Here is a 19079-nt window from a genome sequence, read left to right as displayed (position 1 = left end):
CGGTTTTGTTCAGCAGTCAGGAGGTCTACCAGTTGCCGCCTGCGGGTTACCAAGTCCTGAAGTTCTGCGTCCGCTTCGCTGGCCAATGGCCGAGTCGGCGGTTTCATCGCTTCGCCAAACCAGGCTAAAATCGCGGCATCGACCGGATCGGTTTTAGCCAGTTGATTGGCAGCTTTGGCAACGTTTCGCGCTTGCCGAGCATTAATCACGACCACGGGATAGGCTAGCGTGGACAGCACCAACGCCACTGACCGCTCATAGCCGCCAGTGGATTCTAGAATCACCCGAGCGACCGCCTCAGGCGGACACAGGTGAGTCAAAAGTTCGCGAATCCCACTCGCGGTGTTGCTCACGCGAAAACTCTGCTTCTGGGGGCGTAGATGTACATCTAGCCACCGCTTACACACATCAATGCCAATCCATTGTTCTTGATCCTGCATATCACTTTTGCGCCTGTCTGGGGGTAAATCAGGTGTTTACTCAGCCTTGCGTCATGCGGGTTCTACTGTCCCAACCGATGATTCGAGTTTGACCTGTTGCATCAGAGAGATGACCCTAGCTTCTCCACGATGTCTCGCATCTAAGGGGTGACGGTCTGTCTCTCTAGTTTTAAGATACAAGGGTTGGGGATGAAGGAATTCATAGCCACGTTCAGCAACACCCTATATGCTTGCATTGGGAGCGTCTGTCGCTGTTCTTGGCTCAGGACTGCATAACGAGGGCAGTCCGACGATTGATCCATACTAGGCCATTGCACTTCACTAGGGTTTGCTATGATGGGTGCGATGTTCTTGCCTTTACATTGCTTTTGGAGGATGCCGCAGCATGGAGTTTGAAGCCCTATTGCTTGGTTTAGAGCCACTGACTGTCCTTGCATTGGGTGTGGGGGCAGTTGCCGTTGCTCCTGTAGTGGGGGCTGTGGATTCAATGACAGGTCATAATCTCACCGAACAGGCTCGCAATGCTGCCAAGTCCGGCTTGATGTGGGCGTTTGAGACCTATGAGAAAGCCCAAACTGCAGTTGCCGAAGCCAGTGAGTCTTTTCAAGACCTTGTGGCTGAGGCTCGCTCAGAAATGATGGAACAAAAAGCGAATGCGGGTAGCCCTGAAGAACCACGGGAGGTCACGATTAGCTAGCTCATACCATACCAATAATTCGAATAGTTGAATATGCATGTTTAGAGTGGGGGCGTTGCCCCCATTTTTTTTAAGAATGCGGACGGAGGGACTTGAACCCACACACCTTGCGGTACTAGAACCTAAATCTAGCGCGTCTGCCAATTCCGCCACGTCCGCAGCTTTACTAGTTTAACCTAATTTTGATCTGCTTGAGCACTACGACAGCCTGTTTTAAGGCCTCTACGGAGGTGACAAGGATCACATCAGCGAGCGAACAACATCACGCTTTTGACCAAGATAGTTAGATACGATACAAAGCATTCAACTGTTGTGTTTGTTCCAAAGTGAGGTGGCAGTATGGTTCGGAGGCAGCAACGTCCTTTGATTGCCTGTATTGACGATAGCCGTACGGTACAGCGCCAAGTCTCTTTGATTTTAGAACGGTCTGGTTACCAAGTCCTGACGCTGACCGATCCTGCGGCTGCGGTTCCTCGCCTCATTGCTGAGCCACCACACTTAATTCTGCTGGATATTAATTTACCTGGGGTGGATGGCTACGAAATTTGCCGTCAGTTACGGCGATCGCCCAGTCTTGAACACGTGCCAATTGTGATGTTAACGGCCAAAGATGATCCGGTGCACCGTATTCGCGCTCGGGGGGTAGGTGCTGTGGACTACATTACTAAGCCAGTGACACCACAGGAGTTGGTGAAACGTGTTCAAAAATTGCTAAATGCCGGTATCTCTCCTGTGGCAACGGCATCTGCTCAGGCCACGCCTGTGAGTTTGAATGAAAATATGCTGCTGTGGTCAATCGCCCATCTGCGGCTGGTGCTTTCGACCGAACAGCAGCAAACCCTAGGCAAAGCTATTCAAAAACTAAAAAACGCTATTGCTGCGGCACCAGAGGCGCCTAAGCCCTACGCCAAATTAGTCTTGGCACTGTACCTAACCAACCAGTTAGCCGCTGCTCGTGAGACACTCATCAAGCTCATTGCCCTTGTGCCAACAGAACTCAATTATTACCGCAATTTGGCATGGATCGAAGAGCAACTGGGAGATGTAAACTCGGCGATCGCCCACTATGAATACGTTCTGCGTCTTGAGCCAACGGATCAACGGTGTCAAGGGCGGCTTGATTTTTTGCGCCAACAGCGCTAATAGCACTCAAGCCACCGCTACACAGTTCCTCAAGGCTAAACCCTAGGGTTCTGCTTACTTTTTACGGATACCGTTTACTAATACCGCCGGTTGGGTTTTTCACCAAGTTTTTAGCGATTAGTATCGGAATAACATCAATTGGCGACTAACACCGCTTTACGGCTTTTCCACCCCCTACTTTAGTGCGGGACTACCAAAAATTCCCTATTCTAGGACAAGTTTTAGAGCCATTTCAACTAGTCACCCCAGCTTTGGTAGCTGCTGCTTTGGCGGCATGAAGGTGCCCTTGGTGCTGATCCAGTAGTTCTTGAGCGGCGATCGCGTCTAGTCCGCTCCAGTACATCAGCAGGGCCCGTTTGACGTTATGCCCACTGCGCTCTAACAGTGCCGCTGCCTCTGGACGCTCAATGCCAGTTACATCACTGAGAATTCGCAGGGCGCGATCCAATAACTTGCGATTGGTGACAGCCACATCCACCATGCGGTTACCATAAACCTTGCCCAGTTGAACCATCACCCCCGTAGAGATGATATTCAGTGCCATTTTGGTGACGGTGCCTGCCTTAAGGCGGGTTGAACCCGCCAAAACTTCTGGTCCCACGACCAGACGAAGATCAATGTCGGCTTGGCGTTGCACTTGGGAAAGGGGGACGCAGGCCATAAATACGGTTAAGGCTCCGACCGCTTGAGCAGCATCTAGGGCACCATGAACGTAGGGGGTGGTGCCCCCAGCCGTAATCCCGATCACCACGTCTTTGCCATTGATGTGGCGATCGCCCACCACGGCAACCCCATCCGCATAGCAATCCTCTAGCCCTTCAGAACTTCGTACTAAGGCAGACTCTCCCCCAGCTAAGATCCCCTGTACCAGATCCGGTGGACTGCAAAAGGTCGGTGGGCACTCAGCCGCATCCAGCACCCCTAGCCGCCCACTGGTGCCTGCCCCCACATAAAAGAGCCGCCCCCCTTGCCGCAGTCTGGCGGCCGTCTCGGCAATGGTTTGTGCTAAGGCATCGCGGGCGTTGGCGATTGCCGTCAAGGTTGCTTGATCTTCGCGGTTAAATAGATCCACCAGTGCCAGCGGCGACAGCTGATCAAGATTGATACTGGCAGGATTGATCTGCTCTGTCAGCAAATGCCCCCGACTGGGCAATGATTCAAGCTCTGTCATGGTCGTGCGGTAATTTCAGCCATCTCAATCACCCGATCATCATAGTCCTTAACCAAAAAGTTCAACGGGCGATCGCTGCGCATTTTGTAGCGCAGTTGGCGACGTTGCACCCGCAACAAAATCATTTCTAAGCATTCGCGGTCAAAACACACATGGCGCTGGCGGTTGCGCTCCCCCTTGCTAGCACCGCCAATCACGTGCAGTTGAGTGTTTTTTTTCAGTTGATACCACAACCCATCACTGGGGCTGGGGCGTTTGGGGCTGCTGTAGCTCAGGGCTGACGGCACATAGAGCGGATCCATCGAGGCGATGCCCAAAGTTTGCTCATAGTTGTAGTAGTAATGGAGTGGCACATCAGCAACGGGTAACCGTAACTCCTGCTCGTAAAACTGGCGGGCATGCTCTAAATCTGACACCATAACCGTAAACACCTTGGGCGCACTTGAGAGAAACAGCCACATCGCTCCGGCATAGGCCATCAGGAGCATAATCATGATGCCTTGGGTGGAAAATACCCCATCCCACACACCATCGAGCCATGCAAAGTGTAAAGGAGAAATTAAGACCATGCCAATGCTTGTCAACCGCTGAAGTCTAACTCGTTAATACTCCTCAGTGTAGCCATATCAACAGCCATTAGGCAATTTGAGCGGCTGCCACTAACCCTCTGTAACTGGGTTACAGTACAAACAAGCAACGTAGCAGAAGTGGTCATGATTGGTAAAACCCTTGGCAGTCGTTACAAACTGATTCGCGTCTTGGGAGCGGGGAACTTTGGCCAAACTTTCTTAGCGGAGGACACTCACCGTCCTGTGCGGGCAAAATGCGTCGTCAAGTATCTGCGACCCGCACGCACCGATCCTAGTTTTTTACCCTTGGCACGCTCTCTTTTTCAGCGGGAGGCGCAAACCCTTGAACGGCTCGGCAGTCATGATCAAATTCCCCGCCTGTTAGCCTACTTTGAGGAAGACAGTGAATTTTACCTTGTCCAAGACTTTATTGAAGGACAGGTCTTGCGCCAGCAACTCGTACCCGGTGCCACGTGGTCGGAGGCGGAAGTCCTCTACTTTCTTCAAGATGCTTTGGGAATTCTGGCCTTTGTGCACCAGTGCGGCGTGATTCACCGCGACATTAAGCCCGATAACCTGATCCGGCGGCAATCGGATTATCGCCTTGTCCTGATTGATTTTGGCGCGGTCAAGGAAATGGGGGTTTCTATTGGGGGTGGCACCTTGGTGGGGGACGCCACCGCCCAAACGATCGCCATTGGCACACCGGGCTACATGGCACCTGAGCAGGCCCAAGGGCGACCTCGCCCCGCCAGTGACCTCTACGCCTTGGGCATGATTGCTGTACAGGCGTTGACGGGGTTAAATCCCTTGCAGCTCACCCAAGACCCCTACGGTTGCTGGCATTGGGAGCCAGTCCATCCGATCAACGATCGCCTCGTCCAGTTTGTCAATAAACTGATTCATCCGTCGCCTTACGAACGCTTTGCCACAGCGGCGGAGGCACTGGCAAGCTTGCAGCAGGTGGAACTTCCCAAATCCCTCTGGCGGCGCCTTGGCTCCTTTCTAAAAACCCCGATTCAAGACCTCTGGCGATCGCCGGTTAGCAACGCGGCTCCTTCAACGAGTAGTACTGCGATCGCCTCAACCACCCCACCCCCCCAACCCTTACCCAGCACCCCCGCTCCTACCGCTGCAATTCCGCCTCGGGGACGACACGTATTTATCAGCCATTCCAGCGATGGCACCGATCTGCAACTGGCCACGGCGCTGCAAGAAGCGCTCCAAAACGCAGGGCATCATCCCTTTATGGCCAGCCAAAGTATCCGCATGGGAGAAGGATGGGCAGAGCGCATTGATCACGCTCTGAAGCAGTGCGATTTCTTTTTACTGCTTCTCTCCCAAGCCGCCGCCCAGAGTGAGATGGTACTTGAAGAAGTCCGTAGTGTTAAGCAACTGCAATCTCAGCGCAGCGATCGCCGTCCGTTCATCCTGCCGGTGCGGGTCAACTTCCCCTTAGACCAACCCCTAAACTACGAACTACGCGGTTACTTGCATCGGTTGCAGCAACGCTTTTGGCGATCGCCAGCAGACACTGCGAGCCTAGTTCAAGAAGTCCTTGACCTCGTGAATGCCACTGCTGATCCAGTGCTGCCCACCAGTGATGGGATTCACGAAACCGCTGTAGAGCAAGGGCAAACTGGCACCCTAGTGGGAGATGGTGCCCCTGTGCCGGTAGCTGAACCTGAACTACCAGAAGGGCAAGTGGAAGTAGCCTCTGCCTTTTATATCGAGCGCCCTCCCATCGAGCAGCGCTGCCGCGAAACCCTCCTACAACCCGGTTCCCTCATTCGCATTAAAGCCCCCCGGCAAATGGGCAAAACCTCCTTGATGGCACGGCTGATGTATCGAGCCACCCAAGAGGGCTATGGCACCGTCCCGTTGAGCTTTCAATTGGCTGATGCCCACGTCTTCAGCGACCTTGACAAGTTGCTGCGCTGGCTGTGTGCCGGAGTTGGGCGGCGGTTGGGGCTAGAAAACCGCCTTAATGACTACTGGGACGATATTTTTGGCAGTAAGTATAACTGCACAGCTTATTTTGAAGAATATCTACTGCCCAACTGTCAGAAACCCGGCACCCAGATGGCGGGTCGCCCCCTAGTATTGGGCTTGGATGAAGTTGATCGCGTGTTTGAATACCCTGACGTGGCCAGTGATTTCTTCGGGCTACTACGGGCATGGCATGAGGAGGGGAAAAACCGCGACATTTGGCGGAATCTGCGCTTAATTGTTGTCCATGGTACGGAAGTGTATATCCCCCTCGATATTAACCAGTCCCCCTTTAACGTCGGCCTCGCCATTGATTTACCAGAGTTTAACCACGACCAAATTTGTGAGTTAAGCCGTCTGCACGGCCTTAACCTAGACCCAGACCATCTCAAGGAACTCCAGCAGTTGGTAGGGGGACATCCCTACTTAATTCGACTCACGCTATACCACCTAGCCCGTAATGATGTAACGTGGCCGGAACTGATGGCCAATGCTGCCTCTGAAACGGGTCTGTACCGCGATCATTTACGGGGACAATGGTGGCACCTCCATCAACGCCAAGAACTGGTACCGGCCTTTGCCGATATTGTCAGTAGCGAGAGTGGCGTTACCGTCGAAGCAACCACTGGCTTTAAGCTCCACAGTTTGGGGCTAATTAGCTTGAATGGCAGCCTTGCTAAGGTTCGCTGTGAACTGTATCGCCGTTATTTTGGCGATCGCCTTTGCGCGTAAAACCTCACGCCGTTGCCCCTCCATGAGGCGGCATCATAGGGCACTGGAAACTGGCGGAGCAGGCATAGCTATAGTCGCAATTTGCTCTAGCCGCTGCTTCACAGCTGCGGCATTGGGATAACGTTCCCGCGGGTCTGGGTGAGTCAAACAGTTAATTAAATCCACCATCAGGGGATCAAGATGGGGAATATCTTCAGCATACAGGCGGTATTCCCGCGCACCCCAGCGGAAATAGGTGTCTGGCTCATTCCCTGTGAGCAAGTACACAATAGTGGCACCAAGGCCGTACAAATCTGACGCCGGTTCCGGTTTCCCTTCTTGCTGCTCAGGGGCAGAATAGCCCACCGTGCCAATAAAGGTACCAGACTCTGAGGTGAGCACCGATGCCTTGCCCCACCCAACCAGCACAACATTAGTAGCCTCACGGCTGACATAGGGATGGATGAGGTTGGATGGGCGAATATGCAAATGCAAAATGGGGGGATCTTGCTGGTGAAGTAGCGTCAAGAGATCGCAAATCGGTATCAGCCAACGGCTCGCTTCAACAACATTCATCACGCCATGATCATTAATCCATTGCTTAAGGGAATGACCATAGACCATTTCCGAGACAAGGTAGGAGTCTGTGCCGTACTGAAACCCCTCCCAAAACTTAGGCAGAACCGGATGGCTCATCTGGCATAACTGCCGCACTTGCCGCTGAAAGGCACGAATTTCGCGCTTAGAGGCTGCCAAGCTGTGCCCTTTGACAACTGCTGTCTGGCCATTGCGCCAACCCAAATAGGTATTACTTTGGCCTAAGGCTTTAATAATTTGATAGTTGCCAAGGGTCTTCCATACCTTGAGGGGCACGCCACACTCAATGCAGAATATATCATCAGCTTCGGCACGGCTGTGGCTACAGTCGGGAGGGGCGCGCCACTCAGCTAATAGTTGCGCCGGTAACTCCCCCTGTACCGCAAAATTTTCCTCCTCATCGTCGTCCTCTTCGGTAATGATGCCCTGATAACTCATCCCGGTTGCTGCGGTGCCTAGGGGTTCGGCATTGTCGGTGCCCACGGCTTCCTCCTCCCCTGAGTAGGTGCCTTTCTCCACATCAGTACGAGCTGTTTCGGGAATCGTTGCCATCCTAGCGTTGGGGGGCATAGGTTGATGGTCAGCGCTAAGGCGGACTTGAATGTTGGGACCGGATCGAGCCAACCGCAGGATACCGCCATCTAAAAGCGGGGCTTGCTGTACCCGTTTGCCATCTAAATACGTGCCATTGGTACCTAGGTTGACAACCTCCCACTGCAGCCCATTCCGCCGCAGTTCAACGTGGTGACGCGAGACCACCGCACTGTAGAGGACAACATGATTATCCACAGCACGACCAATGCGGATCACAGCTTCACTATCAAACGTCCAGCTCTGGACGGGGGTTGCTTGGACTGGATGTAGAAGTGTCAATGTAATCATGTTTTATTACCGCCTCTTGCCTGTCGATACGCTAAAGGGTTCCTAGGAAGTGAGTTCATAGATAAACGTCACTAAATCTCCTTTGCCAAGGGCAATGCGATCGCCAGGTGCCAAACGGTGCCGATTGCCCGGATACAGCGCAGTATTGTTGATATACGTACCATTAGCACTGCCCACATCCTCAATGTAGTGGGCATTTCCCTCCACTCGAATATCGGCATGGATGCGGGAGACCACCTCAGAATTAGGAAACCCAGCAACATCAATGTCCGGGGGAATGCGATCGTTGGGCTTGCCAATGTGAACCACCACCCGGCCGGGGGGAATGTTTAGCTCAGTGCGGGTCTGTACATGGATTAATTTGGCATAGATTGGCGTTGCTGGAACCGCTGTGGCTGGAAACAGATGCGGCGGGGGGGGSGGGGGGGGAGAGAGGGTCGTCCCCCGTCCCGGTACAGTAGCGGTAAGTTCCACCGCTGGAGCAGCAGTAGCAGCTAAATCCGGCACTTCTGCTACGGAGGATGAATTCATAGCAAACTGGCGCACGTTAAAACCACACTGACCGCAGAAATTCGCATCTGACTGAACCGGTGCACCACAATTTGGACAAGTATTCATATTAGGCATTGGGGAAAAGCAGGCTTCACACTGAACAGCACCAACTGGATTGGGGTGGCAGCACTCAGAACAGATAATCATAGTCATGACGCCCTATTCCACAGCCGTTCCAACCATCTTGAGACTAATGTACCCACCTTTTCTCAGAAAGAGTGAACAAGAGGGGCAAGAGTCACTTCTTTGCTTATCTCCACTATAGTTAGGTTAGCTTTGACTCTCTCAATAATATACACGTTATATAAAAATACTTTCTTAAAACTAAAGCCTGAAAGGTTGCTCTGGCGCCTGATCTAAGGAATGGGGGGTCAAAGACCAAAGGGAGCCACTACAATTTTTAACAAAACTTGACCTTAATTATAGGAAATTATGGACAATTAGGTGTTTTAGGTGTTTATTGAGCCTAGGATCGCCCTGATGAGCCAAAGGATAAGGACGCTCAGAGCACCCGTCCTGTGACATAGCGCTGGGTCAGTGCTTGCTGTGGCCGCTGAAACAGGAGACTGGTAGGTGCATACTCTACCAAGTAACCTATCGAATGGCCGCTGGTGTTCATTTTGGTACCAAAAAAAGCTGTATAGTCAGAGATCCGCGCGGCCTGTCGGAGATTATGGGTCGTCATAATCAGGGTGTAGCGTTTTTTTAGTTGGCTCAATAGTTCTTCGAGGTGGCTGCTAGAGCAGGTGTCAAGATTGACGGTGGGGTTATCTAACAGGAGCACTGCTGGGTCAAGGGCGATCGCCCGAGCAATACACAGATGTTGCTGTTGACCGATGGTCAATGCCATTGCATTAACTGAGAGCCGATCCTTAACACTGTCCCACAGATGTACCTGTTGCAGCGACCACTCTACTAGCTCATCGATGTTACCAGCGTAGCCATTGACCCGGGCACCAAAGGCAATATTGTCATAAATTGACTTTGGAAATGGGTTGGGTTGCTGAAAAATCATGCCAATCTGGCGACGGATACTCGTAACGTCCCACTGGGGATCGTAAAGATCCTTGCCTCTATAGAAGATACGCCCTGTCACCCGAAGTTGCGGGATCAAATCCGTCAGGCGATTAAAGCAGCGCAGAACCGTACTCTTGCCAGAACCCGACGGCCCAATAAAAGCCACCAGTTGTTTTTCGGGAATTGTGAGATTAACTGTATCGACCACTTGCTGATTATGGTAGTAAATGCTCAGTTCCTGAACATCTAGAACTGTTGGCAGACTGAGGGTTGCAGAGCCAGCAGTAGAATAAGTCATCGCCGCAATAGCTAGCCTCACTATTGGGATACTCTACTGCCACTGTAGCAAATCACCGATCTCACATTTAGCAACCTTCACGGTTCCTGTAATGAGCTACTCGAGGCCTGAAGATAGACACCGCAGTTATCCAACGAATGACTAAATTGACAGTGAGGTTGCATCATGACTATACGTGTTTGTCCTGCCTGTGAGTACTCTGAATCTCCTATGTTAGGGACAAAGAATAACTTTCAAATCCGACGGTGCGATCGCTGTCAAGCCATTTACACTCAGGATTTACCAACAGTAGGTCAAGGAACCAACTATGAAGAGTTAGACTTAGATCAAGTGATGTCAGTGCCAGAATTTATTCACCGACGCCTACGAAACCTTGTTCATGGCTTTAGCCACTACCGCCAAACAAATCGATTTTTAGAGGTGGGTTTTGGCTCCGGTCAAGTCATCAGTAAAGCGGGTGTCTAAGCCTGCTATTGAAAAGGCTAAGCAAAAAGGCTTTAACGTGTTTTGGGGAGGTGTAACTGCAGCAGCATACCCTGACAACTATTTTGATGTTGTAATTGCCAGTGAAGTTATTGAACATCTTGAAAAACCAGCCATAAGTCACTTGCCATAGAAATTTATAAAATAGTGAGAACTTCATCCCTTCTTACCATTCCATATGCCTGCTCCCTTGCAAGTTGAGTTAACCGTTGCCGAAGACATCACCTTACGAGAACTGAGTTGAGCCACCGAACGCCACGTCCACCTCTTCCACCTGTGCTCTCACCTCAAAAGACTGCTGCTTTAGCACTTTAATGAGCTCTTCCTGTTGATGGCTGTCAATGACTTCGATGAGTTTTCCAGTTTTAATATCTCTGATAACGGTAGCGAAGTTCTGATGTCATTTGCGCTTACTGACCTCATCGATTCCAATCCGTCTGACTCCGTTCCATCTAGGTTTTTTTCTGAGCATACTGATGCTTGAAAATTCCTTCAATTCGCTCAAAACTTAATGGTTCTGCTCGACTAACTTGTTCAATGCTGAATCGCTGTACGTGCTAATAGATATATTCTTGATATCGTCGTGTATCCTGCCGTCCAGCTTCCATAAATGTTAATAATTCAGTAAAGTATCTCTGACAATCCCTACAATGTAGCGAATTACATAACTGGCTGGCACAGTAGCAGCAGTGAGTAAAATAATTCTTGCAGTTATATGCTAAAATTGGATGACGACCTGCAGCGAGTCACTGTAGGCGCCAGGGGCAACCCATTGCTGGGCTGGAATGCGGCCATAAATAGGGATAGTATTCACTACATTGTTACCCGGAATAAACGGCCCACGCTGATAACTGCCGCCGGTGCCATTCCCCCAAATGAGGCTGCGATCGCTATCGAGGTAGAGATTATAGTTCAATCGGCTGCTGCCACTGCTCATCTGCCGCGGTGTAAAGCTGTTACTATTGCCTTGGCTAATCTGAATGGTAATGGATCGGTTATTAAAGCTGCCTGTACCACCGCCGCTACAGACAAAGCGCAGTTGGCCGGTGCCATCCAAGGCCGCTGGGGCAAAGGGATCGTAAACCCCAAAGTTCACCGCCGTAACACTCTGAAACTGACAGCCAGTGCCTTGGCCATAGGCGGAGAGTCCTGCTAAGAGCCACAGGAGGGGCACTCCTAGATAGATCAATCGGGTAGTTGACATATCAATTCCCCCACATCGGTAAAGAGATCGTCAGCCTCGGGTAGGGTCACCGTAAAATTACACCGTACCTGCTCATAGGCCAATTCTGCTGCATAGGTACCTGCTTCCAAGGTATCAAAGTAAAACTCGCCATTAGTACTCAGGGGCGAAACCGCCGCTTGGTCATCTTTTTTGAGCGTCAGTTGCCCCAAGCTGGGAACAATGCGAGTACTGCCGCGCACTAAAATAGCTCGCCCTACATAGCTCCGATTGAGGCGCACATCAAAACGGGCGATCGCCCCACCTCGAAATGGCGGTGCAATGAACTGTTGACTTCGGCCAATGGCAAAATCAAGGGGCACGTCTTGATCCTCGATACGTAAGTCATTGGCATAGTAGGGCAGCAGATCGGGAATCAGGATTTGCCCACGGCGATTAGTGCGACCAATTTCCTGATTACTCAAGTAGGTGCGCACACCGGCCACATTGGGTACTTGCACGAGGGCAAAACTGCCCTGAACTGGGCGGGTGAAAAATAGCTGACCACCAATGGCCACGATCCCGCCTTCTACCCCTAATGAGGTTTGGCCGCTGTTGCCTGCTTGGGAATAGCCAACTTGATAGCGACTCCACGGGGTATTGTACTGAAACAACCCACTAGCTAACCCTTGGTCACTGACGGGGGACACCTGACCTTGATACCCGTAGCCCACCCCCAAGGGGAGCGATCGCGACACATTGACAAAAGGCACCCCCTGATTACCCCGCTGTACCCAACCGGTATTGAGGTTCACCTGATTATTGAGAAAATAGTTAAGCGTCACGCTAAATTGGTTCACGGGTGCTTGATCGCCAAAAAAAGACCGCGATCCCTGCAATAACAGGCTGAGGTTCCGGTGCAGGCGCACCTGTGCTAGCACACTAGCCTGCTGACCAATCACTTGATCGCGAGGATTATTAAAAAAATATTGACCACTAATATTAATCCGTGAACCAAGGTTAAAGGTTGTACTCACAAATCCATCCAACAGCGAGCGATCGTCCTCTAGGGGTAAGCTAGTTGTGACATAATCTGGGCTGCGCAGCCGTACCCCACCACTGAAGGCGATCGCCCCTGGATAGTTATAGGCCGCCGCCACCGCGGTACCCAGCTTCCCTTGAGTGGTACTTAAGGCCGCCGCCACATCGAGAGTACCAATGGGTAACGCTGTACTCAAGTTCAGCCCGCCATTGAGCAGGTGGGCGTTCCCCTCAATGCGTCCCCCCAGCGTCAGGTTATTGAGCACGCCTTGCCGATAGGCGGCTACCATCTGCACTGAGCCATCATAGTTAAAGTTATCCACCCCCAAGCCTTGGCGCTCGACCCCCGCCGCCACAATAAACTCAGACAGGCCGGGTTGCAGTAAGCTCGCCGACTGCACATACCCTTGAGTAAACACCTGCTGCTTACCCTCTGCGTCGGTAACCACCACCCGTACCCGGTTAAAGCCACCGCTAAAGGGCAAATTCTTAAGCGTAAACGGCCCCGGCAGCAAGCTCACACGGCGCGTCAGGAAGCCATTGATATAAATTTCGGCAGTGCCGGGGGTTGCCAGTTCCCCTTGCATATCAAAGGCGGGTTGGCGAATGAGGTAGGGACTCAGGCCAAAGTTGCGCTCCCAGCGAATGCCGCCCCACAAACCGCCCCCCCCCAGCAGATCCGTAGTAACAAAACTATCCCCCAGCGTCAACGTGGTCAACTGACGGCGGTTATCCAAGATCAGGGCAGTTAAACCCCGCTGCAACTCTCCATTCGCAGTCAACCCGACCGTCGAAGTGAGGGCATTCCCGCCAAAGCTGACTGCCATTTCCGCAGCGGCAGTGAGGGTCTCAACATTATTCCAAAAGACACCATAGTTAAGGTAGGCACTCAGGGGTTGGCTGTAGCGGATCCCCGGTGGCGCATTGTCTGGGTTAAAGTCAATCACATTGGCGGGCAGCAGATCGGCAGCCACCTGAATCCGTAAGGTCAGCGCCGCATCATCCCGCTCAAAGGTAATCGCAGGCGCCAGAGACTGCAAAGAAACGTGCTCAATGCCCTGAATCATTTCACGGCTGCCACCCACTTCCGTGAGGCCAGCCTGCAACAGGTCTTGCCATGGGATGAGTACATCGTCACCCCTCAGAAACACAATGACATCGCCACGGGCAACGCGATTAACTTCAAGGCTATAAATTGCAGACGTTTCACTGGGAGCTTGAGCGTAGAGCGGCGGCACAGTCGCCAAGAACAGGGGAAGAGCACTGCCCCTAAGAACAAATGCCGTTAGGGGTGGGAATGGTTGTCGTAATTGTAGGGGAGGTTGCCACTGTTTGTAGGGTAACTTGGCGGACTTGGGCACAGTTTGTCTGGGGTAAGAGAAGGTTGCGAAAATCCCGTTGACGATTGGCCAGCACATAAACGGAGTCTAGCGTTTGCTCGAAAATCACAGCTCCTTGATCACTCTTTCCCCGTACTATGATGCCAAGGGTTTGAATATGCACATTGCCTGTGTTGCGCAGCGTCACACTCAGCCGCCCTTGCTGAATGCTGGCATTGACAAACTCTCCTTGGCGTTGGGGGGTGACTGGCTCAATAAAAACTGGTAAGCTCAAGATTTTAATAATGCGCAACTGTGCCCCTTGGGTGTTGGGGATATTAGGGGACGGCAACTCTGCCACCAACAGCCGATAGGTGTTCTCCTGCTCAAGGGGCGGCTGCCGCACCCCCACCCGTAAGCTACGCTGCTCCCCTGGCGGCACCGACAGCAGCAGGGGAAAAGCCACAACACCGCCATCCGCCTCGCTGAGTTCATCTTGGCCATCAGGGGTTTGCTGCCACTTGCGCAGACTAATTTCAAAGTTAAGGGGTGTTTCGCCGGTATTGGTAAGGGTAAGCAGTACTGTTCGTTGTCGCGGCGACAGAAACACCTGCACCGCATTCAGGTAAAACTCTGTGGACTGCGCCCCTAAGCGCAACGGCATCCCTACAATTGCCGCTACTGCCCAAAGGCTGGCCAAGACCCAATAACGCAACCGCACCTTAGAAGGAGACTACAATTTGCACCGTATCACTGTAGGCACCTGGCTCAAGGGTATCCAGAATGCCTAGCATACTGTTCGCCGCTGGAATACGGCCATAGATATCAAAGGAGGTTGCTGCAGCCGAGGCAGCGGTATAATCTACCCCCGTGGCGGGAGTGCATCCCCAGGTTTGGGTGCGTGCTGCATCCTGAAATAGGCCGTAGGGTAGCAAGGCTGTGGCGCTTGGTCCTTTCATTTGGCGAGCGGGAGCTGTACAGGTCGAACCCGTTGTCGGATAGAGACCCTCCTCAAGCTGGATGCTGGCTTTAACCTTTGGCAGGCAACTGACGCTGACCGACCCTTGACTATCTAGAGGGGTTGTGTAATGGGTACCCAAGGCATCGTAGGTACCAAAGTTAATGTTGGTGACGCTATTAATTTTGCAGGAAGCCTTAACGGTGGCCTGAATCTGCAAGTTATCGGTTACGCTTTGAGCTTTAGCGGCTTGGGCTAGCAGAATGGGTAAAACGCCACTGGCAGCCGTTAGAAATAACCCTAGAATAATTTGTCTGAGTGTTAGCTGAAACGCAAAGGACATAGTTGTTTCTCCTTGAAAACACACAACAGCAGCGATCCGGAACTAGCATAGCTAGCTTTAGTATCGATCAGCGGTATGACCACAGGTGGAACAGTAAACCAGCCGGCGCTCATCCTAGCGCATAGAGCGCGGACTTTCTGTAGCCCTCCCCTGAATCATTGCAAAGCACAGAACTGCTGACCTTGAATCTTTAAATAAGTGTTATTTTGCAGACTATCACCGGGTCTGTACAGCGCCAACCGTAAATATACGCAAATGTGTGTTGGTTCTGGTGCCTCTACACCCCAGCCAAGGGGTTGAGTTCTTTATCGAGACTGATTTTCCGCTAAGGTTTTGAAAGCCCCCTTCTTAGCAATTCTATGTCTGTGAAGCAGTTTGTACTGGCCGCTCTGACAATTCTTGTGGCTGCTCTGGTGAGCCTGTCTTTATTAAGTAGCTATCTGGAACCCCAACCCCAAAGCCAAATTAATCTTCTGCAGACCCATTTGACACTGCAAGCGAGGGAATGGCAAGGCATTGGTGATGCTTGGACGCGCGATCGCCTCTTGGGCGATACACAAGGGGCGATCCGTGCCTACACCGCAGCGCTGGAGCCACCCACCCCGCAAAACCAGCGCTTGCGCCTCGAATTGGGGTTGCTGTACGCGGATCAGGGCGATCGCGATCGCGCCCTTGAGACATGGCAGCCATTAACAACTATGGCTCAGGGCACCCCTCGCCGCACGGCAGAGGTGTTAATCGGGCTATGGGATACGCCGCCGCAGCTTTTACCGGAGGCTGAATCGCTGATTAAAACGACGCTACGGGGGTGGTTTCGCAACCGTGCCCTTGAGCGGCTCTACGAACTGCAACAGCGCCCCGAGGCTCTGATGGCCTTAGCAACCGCAGAGCAGGTGCAGGCGCAGGCAGCGTTTCAACGCTTAATATTGGTGGGCAGTACGCCCCTGATCGGTAGTGGGTTGGGGGTGGTGCTGTGGCTGGTGTGGATTTACCAGCATGTGCGACGGCGACAACAGGGCAGCCCCTTACCAGCCTTTGCGCCGGTGCCGTGGGGCTGGGCGACCGTTTGGGAGGTGATGGTGAGTTGGTTTGCCACCTTTTTTGCCCTTAGCCTTGTGGTGATGCCTCTCCTGCGTGCGCTGGTGACTGGGGGACAGCTCTTGACCTCGGCGTTTGGCCAAACCCTTTATGCGTTGGCTACCTATGGGGTGATGATGGTGGCTGGGTATGGCTTGCTGTGGTGGCTGTTAAAACGCTTTGGCAAGCCCCCATGGCAGTGGTTACGGTGGCAAGGGGGGTGGCGCAGTGCCGTCCTGTGGGGCAGTGGCGGTTACCTAGCAGCTTTACCGTTAGTACTGTTGACCTCGTTGCTGTCCCAAGGACTGCTGAAAAATCAAGGGGGAGGGAATCCACTGTTGGAGGTCATTTTACAAAGCCAAGACTATCGCACCTTTGTACTGCTCTACCTCATGGTGGCAGTTTTGGCACCGCTGTTTGAGGAGGTACTCTTTCGCGGCTTCTTTTTCCGATCGCTGCAAAGCTATCTGCCCCTTGGTAGCGCGATGGTGTTGACGGGGCTGTTGTTTGCGGTGGCGCACCTGAACCTTGCAGATCTCTTGCCCTTGACGGTCTTGGGTACGGTGCTGAGCTACACCTACTGGCGATCGCAAAACCTAGGGGCGGCCATGATTCTCCATGGCATTTGGAATAGTGGCTCGTTTTTKGGGCTGCTGCTACTGAGCGGGGGGACGGAAGCGGGGTTCTAGCTGCTGCMCCAGCCATTGCCGAGGCACCCATCGACCAGCAAATGCCAAGAGGCGATTACTGGCTTGACCGGGAATGAGGGTAGCCACATCGTGATCCAAGGCGGCGAGGGTTTCGGCCACAATGTGGGCGGGGGAGTCTTGGGAGCCTATCAGTGCTGGGTTGCCCAGCATATCGGCGCGCTCAAAAAATTGAGTGGCCGTTGGACCTGGGCACACCCCCAGCACCCGAATGCCAAGGGGCTTGAGTTCTGCCCACAGGGCTTCGCTAAAGTGGCGCACAAAGGCTTTAGTCGCTGCATATACCGCGAGATAGGGTAGGGGCTGAAAAGCAGCAATGGAACTGACGTTAATGATGGTGCCACTGCGGCGCTGCCGCATCTGGGGCAAAACCAAATGGGTTAGTTCCATGAGGGCGGTGATGTTGACCTGTACCATGGCCACCAAACGGGAGCGATCGCGATCGCCAAACGCCCCGTAGTCCCCAAATCCAGCATTGTTAACGAGCAGATCGACCCTTACCCCCCGTGCCTCCACCTGCTCATAAAGCTGTGCGGCTGCCCCTGAAATGCTCAAATCTTGCGGCAGGGTAATCACTTGCACCGTCCGTGAGGTCGTTAGTTCCTTGGCCAAGGTGTCTAGGGCAGCAGCAGAACGAGCGGTCAAAATTAAATCGTAGTGGCGATCGGCAAGGGCTGCGGCAAAGGCTTGTCCTAAGCCTCCCGTCGCACCGGTAATCAATGCAGTTGGCATAATTGTTGCGAAACGTAAAGATTGTTATCTTAGAGAGTAACCTACTTTGAAAATTGGCACGGCGTTCCTATGACCTCAACCCTTTCGGCCATGGCTGCCTTCCCCACCGCTGATTGGGAATGGCGCGGCCATCGCATTCGCTACAGCATGAGTGGTACAGGGGCACCCGTTGTGCTGGTGCATGGGTTTGGTGCCTCCATTGGCCATTGGCGCAAAACCATTCCTGCTTTGCGAGAGGCGGGCTACCGCGTCTATGCCCTCGATTTACTGGGGTTTGGGGCTTCAGCGAAACCTAACCTAGCCTACAGTATGGATCTGTGGGCAGAATTACTGGCCGATTTTTGGCAGGCACACATTGCTGAACCCGTGGTGTGGGTGGGGAACTCCATTGGCGGCTTGCTCTGTTTACGGATGGCAGCGGACTATGGGCATACCTGCCGAGGGGTGAGTGTTCTCAACTGTGCGGGCGGTCTCAATCATCGCCCTAACGAACTTAACTGGATGCAGACGCTGTTTACGAACCTGTTTCGCACCTTGGTCGCTGCGCCTGTGATTGGGCATTTGATTTTCGATCAAATTCGCCAGCCGGAGCGGATCCGCAAAACCCTCGGCCAAGTGTACGCCAATCCAGATGCCATTACCGATGAACTGGTGGAGCTATTGCATCGCCCAGCTCTGGATACGGGGGCAAAGGAGGTGTTTGCGCGGGTGATTTCTGCACCGCCGGGACCCAAAATTGTCGATCTGTTGCCAGCGATTCAGGTTCCGATCCTAGTGCTGTGGGGGGAAGTGGATCCGTGGACCCCCGTGTCTGGGGTGAAGCATTTTGAAGCCCACCAAGAGCGCATTCCCATCCGTATTGAGCGTCTTGCCGATACGGGGCACTGCCCCCACGACGATCGCCCTGAGTTAGTGAACCCGATTTTGGTGGAGTGGTTGCAGCAGCTAGAAGCAAAATTTAAAATTTTGAGCGAAGCACAAATTGTTGACTTCTCCCCTCCTTGAAAGAGAGGGGATTCCCAAAGGATGCTACGCAACGGGCTGAAGCCGCGTTGCTTCGCTTTTCCCTTGAGCTGTCACCCACAACTTAATGCGGGTGGGGGCAGTCAAAGACCCCCTACTCACCTCAAGCATTTCTGCTATTGGGACTACGTTTATGTTTCGATTCGTGGTTTCGCGCTTTTCAACACT

The 19079-nt window shown here is 52.8% G+C and carries 18 protein-coding genes, 1 tRNA gene and 1 pseudogene; 7 read left to right on the top strand and 13 right to left on the bottom strand.

The genetic code is table 11. From position 1 onward, the window contains the following. Window positions 1-440 (bottom strand): IS110 family transposase (locus L5470_RS11855; RefSeq protein WP_499500089.1); only part of this gene is annotated, 440 nt, incomplete at its 3' end. A gap of 385 nt (window positions 441-825) precedes the next feature. On the opposite strand from L5470_RS11855, the gene L5470_RS11850 reads away from it, so the two are divergent. Next, window positions 826-1137, top strand: a complete 312-nt coding sequence (locus L5470_RS11850) for a DUF5132 domain-containing protein (RefSeq protein ID WP_198406024.1) — start codon at window positions 826-828, stop codon at window positions 1135-1137. A 77-nt stretch (window positions 1138-1214) separates the two neighbouring features. Here the strand turns inward: L5470_RS11850 and L5470_RS11845 are convergent. Then, a tRNA-Leu gene (locus L5470_RS11845) sits at window positions 1215-1296 on the bottom strand. A gap of 180 nt (window positions 1297-1476) precedes the next feature. Between L5470_RS11845 and L5470_RS11840 the strand changes: the two genes are divergently transcribed. After that, window positions 1477-2280, top strand: coding sequence for a response regulator (locus L5470_RS11840; RefSeq protein WP_499500088.1), 804 nt, complete (start codon window positions 1477-1479; stop codon window positions 2278-2280). 232 nt (window positions 2281-2512) lie between these two features. On the opposite strand, the gene murQ is transcribed toward L5470_RS11840, so the two are convergent. Both murQ and L5470_RS11830 read right to left on the bottom strand, forming a co-directional pair. Further along, entirely contained in the window at window positions 2513-3451 is a 939-nt protein-coding gene (gene murQ / locus L5470_RS11835; RefSeq protein ID WP_099799433.1) for an N-acetylmuramic acid 6-phosphate etherase, read from the bottom strand. Continuing rightward, window positions 3448-4020, bottom strand: a complete 573-nt coding sequence (locus L5470_RS11830; RefSeq protein ID WP_099799432.1) for a glyoxalase-like domain protein — start codon at window positions 4018-4020, stop codon at window positions 3448-3450. Before L5470_RS11830 ends, murQ begins: the two co-directional genes overlap by 4 nt. A 144-nt stretch (window positions 4021-4164) precedes the next feature. On the opposite strand from L5470_RS11830, the gene L5470_RS11825 reads away from it, so the two are divergent. Beyond that, a complete protein-coding gene (locus L5470_RS11825; protein ID WP_499500087.1) occupies window positions 4165-6741 on the top strand; it encodes an AAA-like domain-containing protein in 2577 nt (858 codons plus the stop codon). Between the two features lie 33 nt (window positions 6742-6774). Here the strand turns inward: L5470_RS11825 and L5470_RS11820 are convergent, their stop codons facing one another. The 4 genes and pseudogenes from L5470_RS11820 to L5470_RS11805 all read right to left on the bottom strand — a co-directional run bounded on the left by L5470_RS11820 (window position 6775) and on the right by L5470_RS11805 (window position 10066). Beyond that, window positions 6775-8199 carry a protein kinase domain-containing protein gene (locus L5470_RS11820; protein WP_448527612.1) on the bottom strand — a complete coding sequence of 475 codons (1425 nt, stop codon included), beginning with the start codon at window positions 8197-8199 and terminating at the stop codon, window positions 6775-6777. Window positions 8200-8241: 42 nt separating this feature from the next. Continuing rightward, window positions 8242-8730 (bottom strand): FHA domain-containing protein, encoded by a 489-nt coding sequence (locus L5470_RS11815; RefSeq protein ID WP_499500090.1) that lies wholly within the window; start codon window positions 8728-8730, stop codon window positions 8242-8244. A gap of 18 nt (window positions 8731-8748) precedes the next feature. Next, window positions 8749-8898: pseudogene (locus L5470_RS11810) on the bottom strand (double zinc ribbon domain-containing protein); the annotation flags it as partial. A 355-nt stretch (window positions 8899-9253) separates the two neighbouring features. Next, the gene (locus L5470_RS11805) at window positions 9254-10066 is read right to left on the bottom strand and encodes a phosphate ABC transporter ATP-binding protein (RefSeq protein ID WP_099799429.1); all 813 of its coding nucleotides are present in this window, start codon (window positions 10064-10066) and stop codon (window positions 9254-9256) included. Between the two features lie 210 nt (window positions 10067-10276). Between L5470_RS11805 and L5470_RS11800 the strand changes: the two genes are divergently transcribed. Together L5470_RS11800 and L5470_RS11795 are read left to right on the top strand one after the other, a co-directional pair. Next, window positions 10277-10531, top strand: a complete 255-nt coding sequence (locus L5470_RS11800; RefSeq protein ID WP_499500086.1) for a hypothetical protein — start codon at window positions 10277-10279, stop codon at window positions 10529-10531. Beyond that, on the top strand, window positions 10524-10682 hold the full coding sequence (locus L5470_RS11795; protein ID WP_499500085.1) for a methyltransferase domain-containing protein: 159 nt from the start codon (window positions 10524-10526) through the stop codon (window positions 10680-10682). The genes L5470_RS11800 and L5470_RS11795 overlap by 8 nt, the downstream gene beginning before the upstream one ends. 585 nt (window positions 10683-11267) lie before the next feature. Here the strand turns inward: L5470_RS11795 and L5470_RS11790 are convergent. The 4 genes from L5470_RS11790 to L5470_RS11775 are packed head-to-tail and all read right to left on the bottom strand — an operon-like array spanning window position 11268 to window position 15372. Next, window positions 11268-11753 (bottom strand): Csu type fimbrial protein, encoded by a 486-nt coding sequence (locus L5470_RS11790; protein ID WP_099799428.1) that lies wholly within the window; start codon window positions 11751-11753, stop codon window positions 11268-11270. Beyond that, on the bottom strand, window positions 11735-13990 hold the full coding sequence (locus L5470_RS11785) for a fimbria/pilus outer membrane usher protein (RefSeq protein WP_448514792.1): 2256 nt from the start codon (window positions 13988-13990) through the stop codon (window positions 11735-11737). The genes L5470_RS11790 and L5470_RS11785 overlap by 19 nt, the downstream gene beginning before the upstream one ends. Before the next feature lie 31 nt (window positions 13991-14021). Then, window positions 14022-14786 carry a fimbrial biogenesis chaperone gene (locus L5470_RS11780; RefSeq protein WP_499500084.1) on the bottom strand — a complete coding sequence of 255 codons (765 nt, stop codon included), beginning with the start codon at window positions 14784-14786 and terminating at the stop codon, window positions 14022-14024. Window positions 14787-14793: 7 nt separating this feature from the next. After that, complete coding sequence (locus L5470_RS11775) at window positions 14794-15372, bottom strand: Csu type fimbrial protein (protein ID WP_499500083.1); 579 nt, start codon at window positions 15370-15372, stop codon at window positions 14794-14796. A gap of 359 nt (window positions 15373-15731) precedes the next feature. Between L5470_RS11775 and L5470_RS11770 the strand changes: the two genes are divergently transcribed. Beyond that, window positions 15732-17138 carry a CPBP family glutamic-type intramembrane protease gene (locus L5470_RS11770; protein ID WP_499500082.1) on the top strand — a complete coding sequence of 469 codons (1407 nt, stop codon included), beginning with the start codon at window positions 15732-15734 and terminating at the stop codon, window positions 17136-17138. Here L5470_RS11770 and L5470_RS11765 read toward each other — a convergent pair. After that, window positions 17106-17888, bottom strand: a complete 783-nt coding sequence (locus L5470_RS11765) for an SDR family NAD(P)-dependent oxidoreductase (RefSeq protein WP_499500081.1) — start codon at window positions 17886-17888, stop codon at window positions 17106-17108. The two genes, L5470_RS11770 and L5470_RS11765, sit on opposite strands and share 33 nt — an antisense overlap. A gap of 69 nt (window positions 17889-17957) precedes the next feature. On the opposite strand from L5470_RS11765, the gene L5470_RS11760 reads away from it, so the two are divergent. Next, window positions 17958-18893, top strand: a complete 936-nt coding sequence (locus L5470_RS11760) for an alpha/beta fold hydrolase (protein ID WP_499500080.1) — start codon at window positions 17958-17960, stop codon at window positions 18891-18893. Window positions 18894-19079 lie beyond the last annotated feature (186 nt).

This window comes from Synechococcus sp. PCC 6717 (assembly GCF_022698185.1).
In the GTDB taxonomy this organism is placed as follows: Bacteria; Cyanobacteriota; Cyanobacteriia; order Thermosynechococcales; family Thermosynechococcaceae; genus Thermosynechococcus; species Thermosynechococcus lividus.
Note: the sequence above shows the minus strand (reverse complement) of the source record. Positions and strands in the feature narration are given on the sequence as shown.

What these genes read in the sequence shown, in the direction of transcription:
- L5470_RS11850 (WP_198406024.1), top strand. Translation starts at nt 826, where the DNA reads ATGGAGTTTGAAGCCCTATTGCTTGGTTTAGAGCCACTGACTGTCCTT.
- L5470_RS11840 (WP_499500088.1), top strand. Translation starts at nt 1,477, where the DNA reads ATGGTTCGGAGGCAGCAACGTCCTTTGATTGCCTGTATTGACGATAGC.
- murQ (WP_099799433.1), bottom strand. Translation starts at nt 3,451, where the DNA reads ATGACAGAGCTTGAATCATTGCCCAGTCGGGGGCATTTGCTGACAGAG.
- L5470_RS11830 (WP_099799432.1), bottom strand. Translation starts at nt 4,020, where the DNA reads ATGGTCTTAATTTCTCCTTTACACTTTGCATGGCTCGATGGTGTGTGG.
- L5470_RS11825 (WP_499500087.1), top strand. Translation starts at nt 4,165, where the DNA reads ATGATTGGTAAAACCCTTGGCAGTCGTTACAAACTGATTCGCGTCTTG.
- L5470_RS11820 (WP_448527612.1), bottom strand. Translation starts at nt 8,199, where the DNA reads ATGATTACATTGACACTTCTACATCCAGTCCAAGCAACCCCCGTCCAG.
- L5470_RS11805 (WP_099799429.1), bottom strand. Translation starts at nt 10,066, where the DNA reads ATGACTTATTCTACTGCTGGCTCTGCAACCCTCAGTCTGCCAACAGTT.
- L5470_RS11800 (WP_499500086.1), top strand. Translation starts at nt 10,277, where the DNA reads ATGTTAGGGACAAAGAATAACTTTCAAATCCGACGGTGCGATCGCTGT.
- L5470_RS11790 (WP_099799428.1), bottom strand. Translation starts at nt 11,753, where the DNA reads ATGTCAACTACCCGATTGATCTATCTAGGAGTGCCCCTCCTGTGGCTC.
- L5470_RS11775 (WP_499500083.1), bottom strand. Translation starts at nt 15,372, where the DNA reads ATGTCCTTTGCGTTTCAGCTAACACTCAGACAAATTATTCTAGGGTTA.
- L5470_RS11760 (WP_499500080.1), top strand. Translation starts at nt 17,958, where the DNA reads ATGACCTCAACCCTTTCGGCCATGGCTGCCTTCCCCACCGCTGATTGG.